This window comes from Planctomycetota bacterium (assembly GCA_039182125.1).
In the GTDB taxonomy this organism is placed as follows: Bacteria; Planctomycetota; Phycisphaerae; order Tepidisphaerales; family Tepidisphaeraceae; genus JBCDCH01.
The window spans coordinates 1-17,768 of the sequence record JBCDCH010000079.1 but is presented as its reverse complement, the minus strand read 5'-3'; the positions used below and the strand labels follow the sequence as shown (position 1 = coordinate 17,768).

Here is a 17,768-nt window from a genome sequence, read left to right as displayed (position 1 = left end):
TAAAAATATATCCACCCCTCTTCAATTACCCTAGCTTTTCGGACGTGATGGGCGGTGTGTGCAAAGTTTAAACAATATTCACCGGAACAAGATTATTTCCTTTCGCAAGTCACCCATAGCTGCGTTGCTCCGCAACGCGGTTCCTCACGCGATAAAGCCAAGGATGCGATCGCGATGTGGGTGGTTGCGGACGAAGTCGGCAAACGCACGGACCTTTGCCGTATCGGATTCGCCAAGGGTGGCTTCGAGGCGTTCATCGGCGAGGTCGCGTTGACGCTGCTCACGAAGGCGGGCCTGCCAAGCGTTGGAAAAGACGTGGTGCAACTGCTTGGCCAGACCGTTGGCGCGGAGCGTCTCCCACTCGCCGGCGTCGAGCCAGAAACCGCCGCAATGCGGGCAGCGCTCGACGTAAAATTCGCAGCCATGGCCTACTTTTCGGCGTGTGAGGAAACGGCCATCCTCCGGACAGCGCTTGCCTGCGGGACTGTCCTCAATCTCGCCCACGTCTTCCGCGATTGCCGGCTCGTCCTCGCTGTGCTGCTCAAGCCACGACCAGAACGCCGTCGGCCGAATCCAGATCCCGCCCGACTTCGGGCAACGCATCACCGTCGGCCCGTCGTCGAGCGATACCGTTTCCATCACCACATCGGGATCGATCGGGCTACGCATTCAACGAGCGTAAGGGCCCTTGTTCCAGCGGCCGACTATGAACCGTGGGCAAGTTCGTAACGCCGAGTCAATCCTCCGGCTTCTCGCCCGCGTCGGCCATCTTGACGATCTTCGGGTCGAAGCGGGCGACGATGTCGACGAGGTCCGTCTGCTGGGCCATGACGGTGTGAATGTCCTTGTAAACGCGTGGGTTCTCATCGATGCCGGCGCTGAGCAGCGTGACGCCCGCGGCTTCGAGGTCGGCTTTGACGTGGTTCCAGCGGAAGGTATTGGCGGCTTGCTTGCGGCTCATGACGCGACCGGCGCCGTGGCTGGCGCTGCGGAGGCTCTGCGCGTTGCCGCGTCCGCGCACGACGAAGCCGGGGGCGGCCATGCTGCCGGGGATGATGCCGAGCACGCCCTGCCCCGCCGGCGTCGCGCCCTTGCGATGCACGATCACCTCGCGACCATCGTGCTCTTCCTTCCACGCGAAGTTGTGGTGGTTCTCCACCTCGGCCACGAGCTTCTCGTTGATCGCCTTGGCGATGAGACGGTGGATCACCTCGTGGTTTGCCGCGGCGTAGTCGCCCATGAGGTTCATCGCGTCCCAGTACTCGCGGCCCGTGTCGCTGTCGAGGTCGAGCCACGCGAGGTGGCGCATCTCCTTAGGCAACGTCGCGCACTGCTTCATCGCGAGCTTGGAGTAGTGATCGCAGACGGACGCGCCGGTGCCGCGCGAGCCGGAGTGGCTCAGCAGCGCGAGGTACTTGCCGGGCTGCATGCCCAGGTCCGGCTCGTCGAGCGTCAGCTCCCCGAACTCGACGAAGTGATTACCGCTGCCCGACGAACCAAGTTGTGAACGGGCCTTGTCCTTGAACCGCTTGGTCACCGGCGAGACGTCCCAGTCGGCGTCCATGACGGCGTGGTCGTTGGGCGTGTTGTACTTCGCGCCCATGCCGAAGCGGGTTTCACGCTGCAGGGCGTTGGTGAGTTTGCCGCGCATGCCGTCGAGTTGGTCGGCGGGAACGTCGAAGACGGTGAGCCGCATACGGCACGCGATGTCGACGCCGACAGCGTAGGGGATGACGGCGTTGTCGGTCGCGAGCACCCCGCCAATGGGCAGGCCGTAGCCGAGGTGCGCGTCGGGCATCAGCGCACTGCTCACCGCGACCGGCAGCCGGCGGGCGACGTCCATCTGCTTGACCGCGTTGTCGTCGAGGTCACGGCCCCACTGCGCATACGGCACCGGCTCAGCCCGCGCTTCGATCGGCGCGGGCTCCATCAGCAGCACCGCGAGTTCGCCGTAGGCCGCGTCGTCGGTGTATGCATCCGGGTCAACCAGCACATCAGCGAGCTCCTGCTCGACCTGCTCGGTTGGCTTGGTCTTCTCCGCATCCCGCGCCACCTTGAGCGCTACGCCAAACGTCTTGCCCTCGGCAAACCCAAGGGCGGCGAGTTGTTTGCTGGTCATTTTCGACCCCTCAGATCAAGCCCCACGCTTTCGCGACCGTCAAAGGATCGGGCCGTTCGATAAACCACTCGATTCGGTACCACAAACCCGGCACTGCCGTGCTGCGATAAACGTCATCCTCGTCGGGCACCGATGGCACGAAGCGGCCGTCCTCGAGCGTGAATGGCTCAAACCGATCGATCAACGGATGCACCAGCCAGTACTCCCGCACGCCGACCGATTGGTACTCACGGAACTTCGCCCCTCGGTCTACCCGCGCGGTCGATCGGCTGGCCACTTCGATCACCAAATCCGCGGGGCCGTCGATCTGGTTCTGCTGGATGTGCTTGAGGTTGTCGTTGAGCACGACCATCACGTCGGGTGCCCGACCTCGGTCGTATTCCGGAATCCGAATCGTCCACGGTTCGCCCTTGACCTGCCCGAGCTTCTTGTGAAGGACCAAGTTACTCGCCGTCGTGATGAGCCAGTTGGCGAGTTGATCGTGGGAGTCGTTAACGGCGGTCATTTCGTGAGCCTTCCCATCGACGTACTCGAAGTGCCCGTGCGGGAGCCCGACGCCTTCGAGAAAGTCCTCGTAAGACATCTCCACCGGCGGATGCCCGGTCATCCCGGGCTCGGCATACAACGGCATCGGCTTGGGAGTCGAAAGCGTGGCCATCGAACGATTCTAACATGACGCCCGAAGCGTCAACTGATTTCCAACTCCACCTCGGGCGCATTCACGACGCGGCGACTGACGGCGGCGGCGACTTGGCCGACGAGTGTTTCCAGCGCTTCCTTCAAGCGCGGGTTGTTCTCGTAGTTCGCGTGCGGTTTGCCGCGGTCGGTGTTCACTCGGATCTCGGGGAACATCGGCAGGTCGCCGAGGAAGTCGAGTTGCAGGTCCTTGGCCATCTGCTCGGCACCGCCGCGGCCGAAGACGTCGACCTCTTCGCCGCTCTCGGTCACGAGCACGCTCATGTTCTCCACCACGCCCAGCACCGGCGCGCCCAGTTGCTGGAACATCTTCACCGCCCGCACCGCGTCATCGACCGCGACCTGCTGCGGCGTCGCGACGACGACCGCACCCGTGAGCGGCAGGATCTGGCACAACGTCAATGGCACGTCCCCCGTCCCCGGCGGCAGGTCGACGATCAGGTAGTCCAGCTCCGGCCATTCGGTGTTCTCCAGCGCGAGCTGCTTGAACGCGCCGTGCGCCATCGGCCCGCGCCAGATCAGCGGCTTGTCCTGCTCGACGAGCGAGCCGATGGTGATCGCGTGGATGCCGTGGACGCGGATGGGGAGGATCTTGTTGCCGTCCTTCACTTTCGGCACGGCACCCTTGATGCCGAGCATGGTCGGCATGGACGGGCCGTAGATGTCGCCGTCCATGAGCCCGACGCTCGCGCCGGTGCGTTGCAGGCCGATGGCGAGGTTGGCGCTGATCGTGCTCTTGCCCACACCACCCTTGCCGGCACCGACGGCGATGATGTTCTTCACCTGCGGCAGCGGATTGTTCTCGGCCTGCTTCACCTTCGCGCCGCGCGTGTCGGCGGTCAGCTCGACGCGCACGTCGGTCGCCCCGGCCCCCTGCAGTGCGGCCCGGACGTCGGCCTCGATCTTGTCCTTCATCGGGCACGCCGGCGTGGTCAATTCGACGGTCACGTCGACCTTGGTCCCGTCGACCTCGACACGTTTGACCATGCCGAGCGTGACGATGTCCTTGAACAGCTCCGGATCCTGCACTTGGCGCAGGGCATCCATGGCGGCGTCTTGGGTGAGGGCCATGCGGGACCGTAGGGCGCTCGCGGCGGTTGCGTTACAGTTCTCGCATGCCCCGCAGCGTCCCGCCGCCCCCGCCGCCGGTCCGACCCGACCCGCGGGCGGCGCGGGTCGGGATCGAACACGTCGACGCCCCGGACCTGCAAGTCGCCGAAGATTCGAACCTTCGCCTGGGCCTTAACCTCGAACCCGGCAGCCAGGACGATGGCTGGGAACATCCCGATGCCGTCGAACTACGCGACGGCAGCGGTCTGCGGCTCTACAAGGACGGCGAAGCTCTCGCCGCCGCTTTTGCCGGTATCAAGGACGCCCGCCACACCGTCTATCTCGAAACCTACATCCTCGCCAACGACGACACGGGCAAGGCATTCGTCGACCTCCTCAGTGACAAAGCCCGCGCCGGCGTCGAGGTGTATCTGATCTACGACTCGTTCGGCTCGTTCCTGTCGCCGCGTAAGTGGTTCGAGCAACTTCGCAAAGCCGGCGGACATGTCGCGGAGTTTCATCCGATGCGGCCATGGGAGACCAAGCACTCGTGGCGGCCCGGCTGGCGCGATCACCGAAAGATGCTCGTCATCGACGGACGAATCGGCGGGATCGGCGGGATCAACATCGGCACCCGCTACGCCGGAGGTTGGGTGGCAAAACTCGCGCAGTTCAACCCGAAGATGCTCTGGCGTGATAACGCGATCGCGGTGACCGGGCCGGCGGTTGGGCAGTTGGCCGAGAGCTTTCGGCGGACCTGGCACTACACGCAGCGGGCCGGGCCGATCCGACGGACGATGCTCGCGAGCAACCTGCGTCTGCCGGACCCGGCCAAGGGCCTGCGTCTGGGTAAGCAGCGCAGTTACGACGTGCCGAAGCTGCCCGGGCGGTTTCCAGAGGACCTGCTCAAGCCCGATGCGGATTTCGGTTTGCTGGCCACGGGCCCGACGCTCAGCAGCCCGCTTCGGCCGATCCTTCAGGCGATCGCCAACCATGCCACGCGTCGCATCTGGCTTACCAGCGCGTACTTCGCACCCGACGAGGAGTTCATTGTCGCACTCTGCAACGCGAGCAAACGCGGCATCGACGTGCGCCTCATGCTCGCCGGGCGGTCCGACGCGAACATCCTCATCACCGCCGCCCGCAGCTTCTACGACCGCTTGCTCGATGCCGGTGTTCGCATCTTCGAACGCCAAGGCGCGATGCTTCACACCAAGGCGATGACGATCGACGGCCGGCTCGCGCTCATCGGCTCGACCAACCTCGACTATCGCAGCATCGAGTTCAACCTCGAAGCCAGCGCGGTCGTCCGCTCACCGCAGTTCGCCGAGCAGATGGAAACGCTCTTTGAACACGACATGCGATTTTCACGAGAGATCGACGCTGACGAATGGCGCGAACGTCCGTGGCGTGACCGGATCGTGCAGTGGATCGTGAACCGGGTGCGGTATGTGTTGTGAACGGTCGCCCGAGGCATGGTCACTTAAGTGATCATGCCGATCGCCCTACACTGCTGGCCCCGTGCCGATCGTCCTGCTCATCGCATTTCTCGTCGCTCTCGCCATCTCGGCGGGCACGACCGCAGCGATGAAACGGATCGCCCCGTGCTACGGGCTCGTCGCCAACCCCGGTGCTCATCGCAGTCATAAGAAGTCGACGCCCCTCGGCGGCGGGGTCGGGATCTTCGCAGGTCTCGTGCTGCCGTTGTCGGTCGGACTGATCCTGCTCCCATTCGCGGACTTGGGCATTGACCCGCATCTGCTTGGCGGCGTCAATCGACAGACCTCGCTCGCCTTCGGCTTCCTAAGCTGCTGCACGGCCCTCATGATGCTTGGCCTCGTTGACGACCGCCGGCCGCTCGGAGCGTTTCTCAAGCTCGGCGTGCAGATCGCCGTCACCGCGACGTTTGTTGCACTGTTCGACGTGCGGCTGCTGACGACGCTCGGCTACATGCCGAGCGTCGTGCTCACCGTGCTCTGGATCACCGCCGTCACCAACGCGTTCAACTTCCTCGACAACATGGACGGGCTTTCGGCCGGCGTCGCGACGGTGTGCAGTGTGGCGCTGCTGGTCGCGGCGATGAGCGTTGAGCCGCCACAGTGGTTCGTCGCCGGGACGCTCGCGTTGCTCATCGGGGCGCTGGTCGGGTTTCTGCTATTCAACTTCCCGCCGGCGTCGATCTTCATGGGCGACGCGGGGTCGCTGGTGATCGGGTTCGTTCTGGGCGTGTTGACGGTGCGGACGACGTTCCTGCCGGCCGACGCGGACTTCGGGGCGCGGTGGTACGCGGTGCTCGCGCCGTTGCTCGTGCTGGCGTTGCCGTTGTACGACATGGTCACGGTCTGCACGATCCGCATCGCCCGTGGCAAGAGCCCGTTCAAGGCCGACAACAACCACTTCAGCCATCGCCTGGTCGCGCGCGGGATGTCGCGGCGGACTGCGGTGCTCTGCTTGTACCTGGTCGCCGCCTGCACGAGCATCGCGGCGATCATTCTGCCGCAGGTGCAAAGCCACATCGCCGCGGCCTTGATCGTGAGCCAGGTCGGGCTCATCCTCGGCGTCGTCGCCCTGCTCGAACAACACCCGCTGCCGGAAGATCGACGATGAAGCCCACGCAACCCCATGTCATCCTGAGCGCAGTCGAAGGATCTAGCCTCGATCGCCGGTCGCAAACATCAGCCGCTGGGCGTTCGGGGCTAGATCCCTCGGCTTCGCTCGGGATGACGGATTGTGGAGGTGTCGCGTGACCGATGAGCAACCCAAGGGCATCGCTGCGGCTCACGCGGTCTGGCTGACGCGGTTCGCGTGGGTGCTGGCCGTGGGTGTGGTGCTCGCGCGGGTGACGGTCAGTGAGTCGGTGCGGGACGTGTTGCAGGTCGTGCCGCTCGGGCCGGAGAACGTGGCGGCGCCACGCGGGGTGCATGCGTCGGTCACGGCGGTGCTCAACTTCATCGCGTGCCTGCCGGCGTTGCTGGTGCTCACGCGGCGCGTGCTGGATCCGACGTACGTGCTTCGGCCGACGCTCGGCGTGTTGCTCGCGGTGCCGTTGGTCGCTTGGACGTGCCTGTCGGTCGGCTGGTCGGACGACAAGCTGGTGGCGGCATCGGAGTCGGCGCACTGGGTCGCGGCGGCGGCGTTGCTCTTTGCCGTAAACCAGCTGGTACGCACATGGCTGCGCTTCCGACAGGCGGCGGCAGTCGGGATCGCGGTGCTGTTCGTGCTTTGCGTGCGTGGGGTGCAATTTCAGGTCGACGAACTGCCGGCCGTGCAGGAGCAGTTCGCACAGCAGCGGGCGCAGTTCCTCGCGGCCCAAGGACTCGAACCCGACAGCCCGCAGGCAGAAGCGTACGAACGCCGGATCAACAGCGGCGCCCCGCAGGGCTTTTCCACCTCGCCCAACACCTTCGGCGCGACGCTCGTGCTCGGCTGCATCATCGCCGGCGGATTAGCGCTTCAGCGTTTCAAGGACAAGGACGCGTCGGGCCTAGCCGCCCTGCCGCTGCTGGCGATCCCGGTCGCGCTTTGGCTGCTGTATCTCACCTCAAGCAAGGCCGGCTTCGGCGGCTTGATCTTCGGGGCGATCGGCCTGGCAGCGGTGTGGCAGTTCGCGCCGCGCTGGTCCAAGCAGCACGGCACGGCGTTCACCGTCGGGCTCGTCGTCTTCGCCCTCGCCACCGTGGCAGGGCTCGCGCTGCTCGCGGCGGGGTTGGTGCCGATCCCGTCGTTGGCGTTCCGCTGGAACTACTGGGTCGGCTCGGCCGGCGCGTTCGCACAGGTGCCGATCTTCGGCACGGGTTTCGGCAACTTCGGCGACGCATGGCTCGTGCATCGACCGGCCAACGCGGCCGAGGAGATCCGCGACCCGCACAACACTCTGGTCCGTTTCGCCGTCGAGCTCGGCATCGTCGGCGGGGTGCTTGCGTTGGCGTGGTTCGGTCGGCTCGCGTGGGAAACCACCCGCTCCGCCGCCGCGCCGACCGGCAGCGGCACCCCGCGCTCGTTCGCCAGCTTCTTCCTGATCGCACCGGCGCTGGCGTTTCTCATCAGCTTTGTCGCGGTCGTCGATCTGCGGATGCCGTTCGACTATGTCCTGCTCACGACGGCCAACCGGGCGATCTTTTTCGCGGCGCTGGTGATCGGGCTGATCGTCGGGGCGGTGCTCGCGGTCGACAAGATCGACGCCGACAACCGGCCCGCCCCACTGCTGGCCGGGGGCGTGGCGGTGGCGGTGGGCGTGTTCTTCGTGCAGTCGCTTCTCGACGTGGCACTGTTCGAGCCGGGGTCATTGTTCGTGTGGGTGTTGCTGGTCGGGGCGCTGGTCGGCGTGCGGACGCCGAGCGTCGCGGGCAAGCCGATGCGCACGATGGCGGCACTGGGCTTTACTGGACTGGCGTACCTGCTGCTCATCGCGGCGGGGATCGCGTACGTCTTCCCGATCGTCCACGGCCAGTGGCACGCGGACATCGCCGATGGCATGGTGCGTGAGGGTCGGTTCGACGCCGCTGTACCTGAGTACGACCACGCCTTCGACGTCATGCCCGTCGGCGACCCGGACCTGCTCATCCGCAAGGGGAATGCTTTGATTTATGCCGGCCGCGATCCGGTGTTGGTCATGGACACGCTCGATCGGGCCATCGCCGAGCGTGGCGAAAAGTTCGGGTACTACCAACGCCGGGCCGAGCTCGAGCGACGCATGTCGGAGCCGCAGGTGGTGCGGATCATCGCCGACCTGACACGGGCCGTCGAACTCAACCCGCAAGAGATTCGCATCCGCCTCGACCTTGCGGACGAACTACGTGCCTTCGGTGACAACGCCGGTGCGATCGAGCAATACGAGGCGGTGCTGGAGATCAACGAGCAGTACGACGACGCTGAACCGGAAAGGCTTGGGCAGGATCGCGTGGCGGAGATCAACGCACGAATCACGGAGTTGACCGAAAACACCGCCGACTAGCTCGCCAGCGCTTCCTCGGGAATCTCGGCGTTGTGACTCACGGTCTGCACGTCATCCTGGTCGTCGAAAAGGTCGATGAGCTTGACGACTTTCTTGGCACTCTCGATGTCGAGTTCGACGGTGGTGTCGGGGACGTTTTTCAGTTCGGCGTCGGCGACTTCGATGTCGGCCGCAGCGAGGGCGTCCTTGACCGGGACGTACGCGCTCGGCTCGGTGACAATCTCGTAAATCTCGCCTTCGTTCACCACGTCCTCGGCACCGGCTTCGAGGGCGAGCTCCATGAGTTGTTCTTCCTCGGCCTTGTCGGTCTCGACGGCGATGATGCCCTTCTTCTGGAACTGGAACGCGACGGAGCCGGAAGTGGCGAGGTTGCCGCCGTTGCGGTCGAAGAGGTTGCGGATTTCGCCGGCGGTGCGGTTGCGGTTGTCGGTTAGGATTTCGAGGAGGATGGCGACGCCATTGGGGCCGTAGCCTTCGTAAACGATCTCCTCGAACGTCTGCCCGCCGAGCTCGCCGGCACCCTTGGCGACGGCGTTTTCGATCGTGCCCTTGGGCATGTTGGCTGCCTTGGCCTCGTCGATGACGTAGCGTAAGGCGAGGTTGTCGGTCGGGTCGGAGCCGCCCTTGGCGGCGACCATGATCTTCTTGGCGATCTTGCCCCAGACCTTGGCCCGCTTGGCATCGACGCGAGCCTTCTTGTGCTTGATGTTCGCCCAGTGGCTGTGTCCGGCCATGTTCGCTGCGCTCCGAAACGGTCAGGGAATGATCTTGTTCAGCGGGTAGGAGAAAATCTCGGTCGCGCCGTCACGCTTGAGGCGCGGGATGAGGTCGCGTTCGAGGTTTTCGTCGATGATGATTTCGATGGCGAAGCCGCCGTCGACGGTTTCGTTGATCGTTGGGCTCTTGAGTGCGGGGAGGTAGCCAAGGATCTTGTCCTTGTTGTCGGCGGTGCAGTTGAGCTTGAGACCGCTCTTACTGCGGGCGCGGATCGCACCTTCGAGGAGCATCGCGATGTTTTCGATTTTCTCGCGCTTCCACGGCACGCCCAACGCCTTGCGGCTCGCGACGAAACGGATCGTCGACTCCAGCAGCGTGTCGAGGATGCGCAGGTTGTTGGCCCGCAGACTGCCACCGGTCTCGGTGAGGTCCACGATGCCGTCAACAATGCGGGCCTTGATCTCGGTGGTACCCCAGCTGAACTCCACGCGGACGGGGATGTTCTTCTGCTCGAAGTAGCGTTTGGTCGTGTTGACCAGCTCGGTGGCGATGAGCTTGCCGGCGAGGTCTTCGGGCTTCTTGATCGGCGACTCATCGGGAACGCAAAGGACCCACTTGGCCGGGCGGCTGCTGGCGCGGGAGTAGGTCAGTTCGCAGATTTCCTCGACGTCGTCAGCATTGCCGTTCTCGACGATCCAGTCGTAGCCGGTGAGGCCGCAGTCGACGATGTCATCGACGACGTAGCGAGACATCTCCTGGGCGCGGAACAGGATGCACTTGATTTGCTCGTCGTTGATGCCGGGAAAGACCGAGCGATCGCGGGCGGAGATGTGGTAGCCGGCCTTGTTGAACAGTTCGAACGTCGACGACTGCATGGAGCCGGACGGCAGACCCAGGCGGAGTACGTTGTCAGGGAGCGGCGAGGACATGTCGGATCAAGCGGTCTTGCGGCGTGCGGGCTTCTTCTTGGCGGGATTGGCCTGACTCTCGGCTCGAAGCGCAGTGAAGAACAGATGCAGTTCGTCGGCCTTGAGTTGCTGCTCGACAAACTTCTGGGCATCCCACGCGTCGGCGTCTTCCTCAATCGCACCGGTCGCAAGAAGCAGCCCGTGCATCGCTTCGTCGATCGGAAAAGCAGCAGCGTCGGCCGAGTACAGCATCACGTACCCCTCGACGAATGGCGTCATGCCCGGCAGGTCACGCAGCAGCTCACGCTTTTCCTTGACCTTGAGCGCCTCGAAGCGGTCGAGATTCAGGCCAGATTCACGCTCAAAGATCATGTTGAGCGTGTCATGAAGCCGGGCCAGACGTTCTTCGAGCTTGGGGTATCGGCTGCCGAGGAGCTCGATCATTTCCAACTCGGTGGCAACACGCATGTCGTTATAATCGACGAAGTGCTCGTGGATCTGTTCGAGCGCTTTTTCAGCCTTGGCCTCGGGCGCGTCGGCGAGGTAGGCGGCCCAGACCAGCGCCGCGAGCGGCTTCATCAGCGCCGGCTTCTCGCCGGGCTTGGGCAGCGTGCTCTTGTGCGCCTTGACCAGCTTCTTCTGCAGCGCCTTGAGCGCGGTGGCATGTTGGGTCGCGTTCTTCATCAATGCGCTAGTCGGTGGTGGTTTCCCTGGCGGTGGAACTCGATTCAGTCTGGTCGCGCTCCTCGCGTTCACGTTCGGCTTGGCGGAGCAGGTCGAGGACCTGCATCTCCTTCTTCAATTGTTCGTCGATCTGGAAACGCAGCACTGGCACCGAGCGGGTCCGCATGCCACGGCCGAGTTCGCCGCGGAACTTGCCAGCCGCGGCTTTGAGCGCTTCGATCGCCGCGGTGTGACGCGTGTCGGCACCCAGCAGCGAGACGTACACATCCGCGTACGCCAGATCCGGCGACACCTTGGCACGGGTCACGCTCACGAGCACACCTTCCAAGCGCGGATCGTCAAGACCGCGCTGGATCATGCCCGCGACTTCTTCGCGGATGTAGCTGGCGAGTTTTTCGGGACGGCGATTGTTCACGGGTCAGAAGTATTCGGTGCGGTGGTCGTCGAGTTGGGCGTCGGGGTGATTGCTGGCGAAGTCGATCACTTTCTGCAGGGCACCCTCAACGTAACCGTGGTCGGTGCCGACCATCGCGACGCTCAACTCGGCTCGATTCCACACATCGTGGAAGTCGGTTTCGGCGACCGACACATTGAAGCGGTGCTTGAGCTTTTCCTTGAACCCCTTCATGGCCGAGCGTTTATCCTTGAGCGAGTAGGCGTGGTCGATGGAGAAGGAGAGAGTCAGAAGTGCGAGGGTCATTGCGTAGTTGCTAGCCACTAGAGCCTAGCTGTTAGATTTCCGAACTAAGCTATAGGCTCTAGCAGCTAGCAACTTCTGTGTCACTCGATCGTCCGGGCCACCTCTTCCTTGATGTAGCCTTCGAGTTTGTCGCCGATCTTGATGTCGTCGTAGTTCTTGATCTTGATACCACACTCCAGGCCCTGCTTGACCTCGCGTGCGTCGTCCTTGACACGCTTGAGCGATTCGAGGCGAAGGTTCTCGACCACCGGTGCGCCGTCGCGGATGAGGCGGAACATGTCGTTGCGGCGGATAACGCCGTCGGTGACGAAGCAGCCGGCGATGTTGCCGAGTCGGCTGATCTTGAACACCTCGCGGATCTCAACGGTGCCCTGGTAGACCTCGTTGATCTCCGGCTCGAGCAGGCCGGACATGGCCGCCTTGAGGTCGTCGAAGATCTCATAGATGACCTTGTAAGCGCGAACCTCGACGCCGCGCTGGTCGGAAAGGTTGCGGGCTTTCTCGTCGATGCCGACGTGGAAACCGATGACGATGCCCTCGGAGGCGTTGGCCAGTTCGATGTCCGACTCGGTGATCGCACCGACGGCGGAGTGGAGGATGCGCACCTTCACCTCGTCGGTGCCCATGTTCTTGATCGAATCGACCAGGGTTTCGATGGAGCCTTGGACGTCGGCCTTGAGGATGAGGTTGATCGTCGCGATCTCCTTGTCCTCCATGCGGCCAAGGATGTTGGAGAGCGTGACGGCGTTGCGACCTCCCAGTTCCTTCTCGCGGTTCTCCTGCTCGCGCTCAGCGGCGATTTCCTCGGCCCGCTTGACCGACTCGACGCCAAAGACCTTGTCGCCAGCGTTGGGCGTCTCGTTGAGGCCGGCGATGAGCACCGGCATCGACGGACCTGCCGCCTTGACGTTCTTGTTGTTGGAGTCACGGAGGGTGCGGATCTTGCCGAAGGCGCGGCCGGCGATAATCGGGGTGCCGAACTTCAGGGTGCCCTGCTGGACCAGCACCGTCGCGGTCGGGCCGAGCCCGGCACGAACTTCCGCCTCGACGACGACACCGAGCACCGGCACCGTCGGATCGGCGGTCAGTTCCATGAGCTCGGCCTGCAGGTCGAGGATCTCCAAGAGCTGTTCGATGCCTTCGCCGGTCTCGGCGGAGGTGCGGACGATCTCGGTGTCGCCGCCCCACTCGGCCGGGTTCAGCCCGTAGCTCGCGAGCTGACCCAGGACCATGTCCGGGTTCGCGTCGGGCAGGTCGATCTTGTTCATCGCGACCACGATCGGCTTGTCGGCCGCCTTGGCGTGGTTGATCGACTCGATCGTCTGCGGCTGCACGCCCTGGGCGGCATCGACCACCAACACGACGATGTCGGTCATGTCGGCACCACGGGCACGCATCGCGGTGAACGCCTGGTGGCCGGGCGTGTCGATGAAGGTGACCTCTTTCTTTTTGCCTTCGCGGTCAACGAAGACGGTGAACGCCCCGGTGTGCTGGGTGATGCCGCCGGACTCGCCGGCGACGACGTTGGCGTTGCGGATCTTGTCGAGCAGCGAGGTTTTGCCGTGGTCGACGTGGCCGAGGATGGTCACAACCGGCGGGCAAGGCTGAAGATTCTTGAGCTCAAGCTTCTCGAAGTCGGCGGCGAGCTTTTCCTCGGCCGTCGGTGCCGGGATGACATCGAGTTCGAGGCCGAACTCCATGGCCACCATCTCCGCGACCTCGGTTTCGAGGCCGGCGTTGATCGTGGTCATGATGTCGTTCTTCATCAGGGCCCGCAGAATCTGATTGCCCTTGAGACCGGTCGCGGAGGAGAGCGACTTGACGGTGATCGGCTCGTGGATGGTGACCGGGCCGTCGTGCTCGTGGCGGATGGAAGTGCCACGGCGGGCGGCCTTGCCGACGGATCGGCCGAACCCGGCGCGGGACGCTGCGGCGGAGGCCAACGCATCGCGTCGGGCGATCTGGTCGGCCATCGTGAACTCGCGGAGCTTCTCCATCGCCTCGCCGCGACGGTCGCCACGGCGGCGGGTGGAAAGCGATCGGCCGGCTGCTTTTTTCTTCTCTTCTTCCTCGGCACCGACACGGGACTTGACCCCGCCGCCGGTCTTGGCGTTGGGACCGAATCGGGTTCCGCCGGGGCCGGCGCTGGGGCCACCACCGGGCCGCTGGGCCGGTCGACGCCGGGGGCCGGCATCGGGTTCAGGCGCTTCTTCCCGAACGACCTTGGGACCTTGAATCTCAGCGGGCTTGAGCTTGGTCAACTGCGGAGCGGGCGTCGGTGCTTCGCGGTTTTCCAGAGTGATCGTTGGACGAACGTTGGGGCCTTGGCTGTCGGCGGCGCTGGCGAGGGAAATCTTCGGCTGAACGACCGGCTCATCGGTGTTACGCGGCGCCGGGGCCTCGGCGGCAGCGGCAGGCGTTTCTTCGGCTGGTGCTTCTCCGGCAGGCGTATCGGCCTGGGGTGCTTCGGCGGCGACGGCCGGAACCTCTGGCTCGCCGGGCTTTTCGCCGTCGGTTTCTTCGCGTGTGTCGAACGACTCGACAGGCGCGTCGGCCGGCGGGTCCATCACCGCGACGTTGCCGTCATCGGCCGCTGCGACTTCGTCAGACCCGCCCTCGGCGGCAACCTTCACGGCGGGCGAGGCCTGCTTCACTTCGGCTTCGGTGGTGACGGTTTCGTCTTCAGCCGGGGCCTTGGCTTCGACCTTCTTGGGGGCGGCTTTTTTCTTCGGCGCGGCCTTCTTCTTGGTACCGGCCGACTTCTGGGCCTCGGCCAGCGCAGCAGGATCCTTGTACCAATCGCGGATGGTCATTTCCAAACCGATCGGCACGGTGGCGGAGGCGGTGTACGCCTTGCCGGTGGTGTTGCTCAAACCCTCGTCCTTGAGCTTGGCCGTGATGGCTTTGCTCGGGATGTCGAGTTCTTTTGCAAGGTCGCTGATGCGTTTGCCCTTAGCTTTGGCCAAAATTCGTCTCCGGTGCTTCCGGCGTTCGTGGCAGCCGATGACATTCACATCGGGTGCGGGGTTGTTGCCCGGGTCGGTCGATCGGCACTTGCCGAAACGTCGCCGACCCTGGCGGATACTTCCAAAATCAATCGCTCTGCCCGGCGATTCTAGGGGTCATTTCGACCGTGGTTCGATGCGCTGGCGGCTTAGTTCTGGGCCGGCGGGGGTTCGACCCGACCCTCGGCCAAGGCCGCCTCTTCGCTCTGTTCGTCGGCGAACTCCTTGTCACCGCCGTTGTTGACCCGGTCGTCGGACGGGTCGATGTCGTTGTCGTTGTTGACGTGCTCGGCATGGATGGCCTGCTCCTCGGGGGAGAGGTCGTCGCGGTCGGTGCCGAAGCTGGTTTCGTCGTGAGTAACGATCTCGGGCGCGGCGCCCTCGACGTGCTCCATGGGCCCGGCCATCGGGGCGTCGTCGCCGGTCGGATCGGGTTCTTCCGCAGCCGGCTCGTCCGTCGATTCGGGCGCGGCACCTTCGGAGCCTGCCTCGTCGGCGGTGACCGGGTCGGCCAGCAGCACGCTCTGAGCCATGCTCCGCTGGGCTTCCTCGGCGGCCTTCTTCGCGGCCTGCTCCTTGGCAACGATCTTGGCCTCCTCGACACACACGTCGACCATCCGCTCGGCCAAATCCTCGTCAACTTCGACCTCATCCATCAGCGGGCCTTCGCCGACTTCCTCGACATCGCGGACGTCGATCAGGCCCAGTGCGATGACCTTGTCAACGTGGTCCTGGGTAACCTCGGGGACGGTGCGAAGGATGCGCTCCAGCCGGGCGACGTTGTCCTCGTATTCGGCAGGGGTAATGATGTCGATGTCCCAACCGGTGAGGCGGGCGGCGAGGCGGACGTTCTGGCCGCGCTTGCCGATGGCCAGTGAAAGCTGGTCCTCGTTTACAACGACAGTTGCGCGGGAAAGCTCGAAACAGAGGGCCACTTCCGCGACTTCGGCAGGCTTAAGGGCGTTGCTGATGAGCACCTGCGACGACTCGTTCCAGCGGACGATGTCGATCTTCTCGCCGCCGAGTTCGTCGACGATGTTGCGGATGCGTGAGCCGCGGACACCGACGCAGGCGCCGACGGCGTCGACCTTGGAGTCGATGGAGGTGACGGCGATCTTGGTGCGGTGGCCGGCCTCGCGGGCCAGGGCCTTGATCTCGATGGTGCGTTCGCCGACCTCGGGAACCTCACGCTCGAAGAGCTTGCGGATCATCTCCGGGTGGGAGCGCGAAAGGATGATCTTGACGGCCGATGGTGTGTCGCGGACCTCGGTCACCAAGGCCTGGATGCGGTCGCCGTCGTTGTGGTACTCGCCGGGGATCTGCTCGGAGCGGGGCATGATGCCCTCGGTGCGGCCGAGGCTGACGATCATGGTGGAGCCCTCGAACCGGGCGACGGCGCCGGTGAGGATGGTGCCGACGCGGTCCTTGTACTCGTCGTAGATGCTGCCACGCTCGTCCTGGCGGATGAGCTGGATCATGACCTGCTTGACGGTCTGGGCACCGATACGGCCCATGGTTTCCAGCGGAATCGGCTCACCCTGGCGCTGGGCGGTGATCTTGCCGTCGAGGCGGTCGAGCTGGACGCTGAACTCCGCGACGTCATCGACATCGAAGTGCTTGCGCAGGCCGGACGCGATGGCCTGCTCGATGTCGGTGTAGATGGCTTCTTTGTCGATGCCCTTGTCGCGGGCGATGCCGTCGACGTGGCGGAGGAGTTCGGCGTTCATGGTGGGTTGTGTTTCGTGTTGTGTATTTGGATGTTTGGTTGTCGATCGCGAAACGGCACGCAATCAAGCCGCCTGATCGTTTCCGATCGGGCGGCCCACTGCTCGGGGCGGGAAAGATGCGGACGGACCTGAACGGTCCGCCTGAGGTAGCTGGGGCTACCGGTGGAGGGCCGTGGCACGCGCCATCGATGCTGTTGACTTACGCAACAGCATGGGATTCACGATGGGCGGATTGGTTTGCCATCTTCAGATTCATCCCGGTCTCTCCGGGCTCGAACAAGTGGGCGCGATTCAGGTCGACGTAGACCGTCATCGTGGAACCCGCTTCCAGTCCTTGTCGGGCTTCGACCCGACCGATCAGCTTAGGCGTGTGTCTGGTCGACATGTAGACGTCCATGTCACTGCCCAGCGGCTCGATCACGTTCACGTTCACTTCCAGCGGCACCGTGCCCGGGGCCGGGTCGAGGTGAATGTGCTCCGGTCGGAGGCCCAACACCAAGTGCCCGCTGTCACGACCTTGCACCAGCTCGATCAGCTCCGGCGGGAGAGCCACCTTAAACCCGTCCTCAGCGGGTATCAACTCGCCATCGAAGACTTCGCCCTCGGTCTCGGTGCCCGCGGGGGCCTTGAACGCCGCCTCCTCGAACACCGTCTCACCGTCGATCTGGCGGACGACGCCGTTGAAGAAGTTCATCGGCGGCGTCCCGATGAAACCGGCCACGAAGCGGTTGTTGGGCTTCTGGTACGTGTTGAGCGGCGTGTCGGCCTGCATGATCAGGCCGTCCTTCATCACCACGATCCGGTCGCCCAGGGTCATCGCCTCTTCCTGGTCGTGGGTGACGTAAATCGTTGTGGTTTTGAGACTTTGGTGCAGCCGCTTGATCTCGGCGCGGGTGGTCACGCGGAGCTTGGCGTCGAGGTTGGACAGCGGCTCGTCGAACAGGAAGCAGGCCGGGTCACGGACGATCGCCCGCCCCACCGCCACGCGCTGACGCTGACCGCCGGAAAGGGCCTTGGGCTTGCGTTCGAGCAGCTGCTCGATGCCGAGGATCTGGGCGGCCTTGCGGACCTTCTGGTCGATCTCCTGGCGGGGCATCTTCCGCAGTTTCAAACCGAAGGCCATGTTCTTGTACACCGTCATGTGCGGGTACAGGGCGTAGTTCTGGAACACCATGGCGATGTCGCGGTCCTTGGGGGCGACGTTGTTC

General features: G+C 64.3%; 15 protein-coding genes. 3 read left to right on the top strand and 12 right to left on the bottom strand.

The genetic code is table 11. The features are described from left to right. Nucleotides 1–144: 144 nt before the first annotated feature. From AAGD32_15940 to AAGD32_15925, 4 genes are all read right to left on the bottom strand, one after another. A complete protein-coding gene (locus AAGD32_15940) occupies nt 145–669 on the bottom strand; it encodes a zf-TFIIB domain-containing protein (protein ID MEM8875738.1) in 525 nt (174 codons plus the stop codon). A gap of 67 nt (nt 670–736) precedes the next feature. Then, the gene (locus AAGD32_15935) at nt 737–2,119 is read right to left on the bottom strand and encodes an RtcB family protein (protein MEM8875737.1); all 1,383 of its coding nucleotides are present in this window, start codon (nt 2,117–2,119) and stop codon (nt 737–739) included. 10 nt (nt 2,120–2,129) lie between these two features. Continuing rightward, a complete protein-coding gene (locus AAGD32_15930; GenBank protein MEM8875736.1) occupies nt 2,130–2,777 on the bottom strand; it encodes a Uma2 family endonuclease in 648 nt (215 codons plus the stop codon). A gap of 29 nt (nt 2,778–2,806) precedes the next feature. Then, complete coding sequence (locus tag AAGD32_15925; GenBank protein MEM8875735.1) at nt 2,807–3,886, bottom strand: Mrp/NBP35 family ATP-binding protein; 1,080 nt, start codon at nt 3,884–3,886, stop codon at nt 2,807–2,809. Nucleotides 3,887–3,930: 44 nt separating this feature from the next. On the opposite strand from AAGD32_15925, the gene AAGD32_15920 reads away from it, so the two are divergent. From AAGD32_15920 to AAGD32_15910, 3 genes are all read left to right on the top strand, one after another. Then, nucleotides 3,931–5,325, top strand: coding sequence for a phospholipase D-like domain-containing protein (locus AAGD32_15920; protein MEM8875734.1), 1,395 nt, complete (start codon nt 3,931–3,933; stop codon nt 5,323–5,325). Nucleotides 5,326–5,386: 61 nt separating this feature from the next. Next, nucleotides 5,387–6,472 (top strand): MraY family glycosyltransferase, encoded by a 1,086-nt coding sequence (locus AAGD32_15915; GenBank protein MEM8875733.1) that lies wholly within the window; start codon nt 5,387–5,389, stop codon nt 6,470–6,472. 136 nt (nt 6,473–6,608) lie between these two features. Beyond that, entirely contained in the window at nt 6,609–8,819 is a 2,211-nt protein-coding gene (locus tag AAGD32_15910) for an O-antigen ligase family protein (protein ID MEM8875732.1), read from the top strand. On the opposite strand, the gene AAGD32_15905 is transcribed toward AAGD32_15910, so the two are convergent. The 8 genes from AAGD32_15905 to AAGD32_15870 form a co-directional block, all read right to left on the bottom strand. Then, a complete protein-coding gene (locus tag AAGD32_15905; GenBank protein ID MEM8875731.1) occupies nt 8,816–9,553 on the bottom strand; it encodes a YebC/PmpR family DNA-binding transcriptional regulator in 738 nt (245 codons plus the stop codon). The genes AAGD32_15910 and AAGD32_15905 overlap by 4 nt on opposite strands. A 21-nt stretch (nt 9,554–9,574) precedes the next feature. Continuing rightward, nucleotides 9,575–10,465, bottom strand: coding sequence for an ATP phosphoribosyltransferase (gene hisG, locus AAGD32_15900; protein MEM8875730.1), 891 nt, complete (start codon nt 10,463–10,465; stop codon nt 9,575–9,577). 6 nt (nt 10,466–10,471) lie between these two features. Continuing rightward, nucleotides 10,472–11,128 carry a hypothetical protein gene (locus AAGD32_15895; GenBank protein MEM8875729.1) on the bottom strand — a complete coding sequence of 219 codons (657 nt, stop codon included), beginning with the start codon at nt 11,126–11,128 and terminating at the stop codon, nt 10,472–10,474. A 7-nt stretch (nt 11,129–11,135) separates the two neighbouring features. After that, nucleotides 11,136–11,543 (bottom strand): 30S ribosome-binding factor RbfA, encoded by a 408-nt coding sequence (rbfA, locus tag AAGD32_15890; GenBank protein MEM8875728.1) that lies wholly within the window; start codon nt 11,541–11,543, stop codon nt 11,136–11,138. A gap of 3 nt (nt 11,544–11,546) precedes the next feature. Continuing rightward, complete coding sequence (locus AAGD32_15885; GenBank protein ID MEM8875727.1) at nt 11,547–11,828, bottom strand: DUF503 domain-containing protein; 282 nt, start codon at nt 11,826–11,828, stop codon at nt 11,547–11,549. Between the two features lie 80 nt (nt 11,829–11,908). Continuing rightward, nucleotides 11,909–14,794: a translation initiation factor IF-2 gene (gene infB / locus AAGD32_15880; GenBank protein MEM8875726.1), complete on the bottom strand. Its 2,886-nt coding sequence runs from the start codon at nt 14,792–14,794 to the stop codon at nt 11,909–11,911. 188 nt (nt 14,795–14,982) lie between these two features. After that, entirely contained in the window at nt 14,983–16,560 is a 1,578-nt protein-coding gene (gene nusA, locus AAGD32_15875; protein ID MEM8875725.1) for a transcription termination factor NusA, read from the bottom strand. Nucleotides 16,561–16,759: 199 nt separating this feature from the next. Then, nucleotides 16,760–17,768: ATP-binding cassette domain-containing protein (locus AAGD32_15870; GenBank protein MEM8875724.1), on the bottom strand; the 1,009-nt coding region annotated here is incomplete at its 5' end.

What these genes read in the sequence shown, in the direction of transcription:
- AAGD32_15940 (MEM8875738.1), bottom strand. Translation starts at nt 669, where the DNA reads ATGCGTAGCCCGATCGATCCCGATGTGGTGATGGAAACGGTATCGCTC.
- AAGD32_15935 (MEM8875737.1), bottom strand. Translation starts at nt 2,119, where the DNA reads ATGACCAGCAAACAACTCGCCGCCCTTGGGTTTGCCGAGGGCAAGACG.
- AAGD32_15930 (MEM8875736.1), bottom strand. Translation starts at nt 2,777, where the DNA reads ATGGCCACGCTTTCGACTCCCAAGCCGATGCCGTTGTATGCCGAGCCC.
- AAGD32_15925 (MEM8875735.1), bottom strand. Translation starts at nt 3,886, where the DNA reads ATGGCCCTCACCCAAGACGCCGCCATGGATGCCCTGCGCCAAGTGCAG.
- AAGD32_15920 (MEM8875734.1), top strand. Translation starts at nt 3,931, where the DNA reads ATGCCCCGCAGCGTCCCGCCGCCCCCGCCGCCGGTCCGACCCGACCCG.
- AAGD32_15905 (MEM8875731.1), bottom strand. Translation starts at nt 9,553, where the DNA reads ATGGCCGGACACAGCCACTGGGCGAACATCAAGCACAAGAAGGCTCGC.
- hisG (MEM8875730.1), bottom strand. Translation starts at nt 10,465, where the DNA reads ATGTCCTCGCCGCTCCCTGACAACGTACTCCGCCTGGGTCTGCCGTCC.
- AAGD32_15895 (MEM8875729.1), bottom strand. Translation starts at nt 11,128, where the DNA reads ATGAAGAACGCGACCCAACATGCCACCGCGCTCAAGGCGCTGCAGAAG.
- AAGD32_15885 (MEM8875727.1), bottom strand. Translation starts at nt 11,828, where the DNA reads ATGACCCTCGCACTTCTGACTCTCTCCTTCTCCATCGACCACGCCTAC.
- nusA (MEM8875725.1), bottom strand. Translation starts at nt 16,560, where the DNA reads ATGAACGCCGAACTCCTCCGCCACGTCGACGGCATCGCCCGCGACAAG.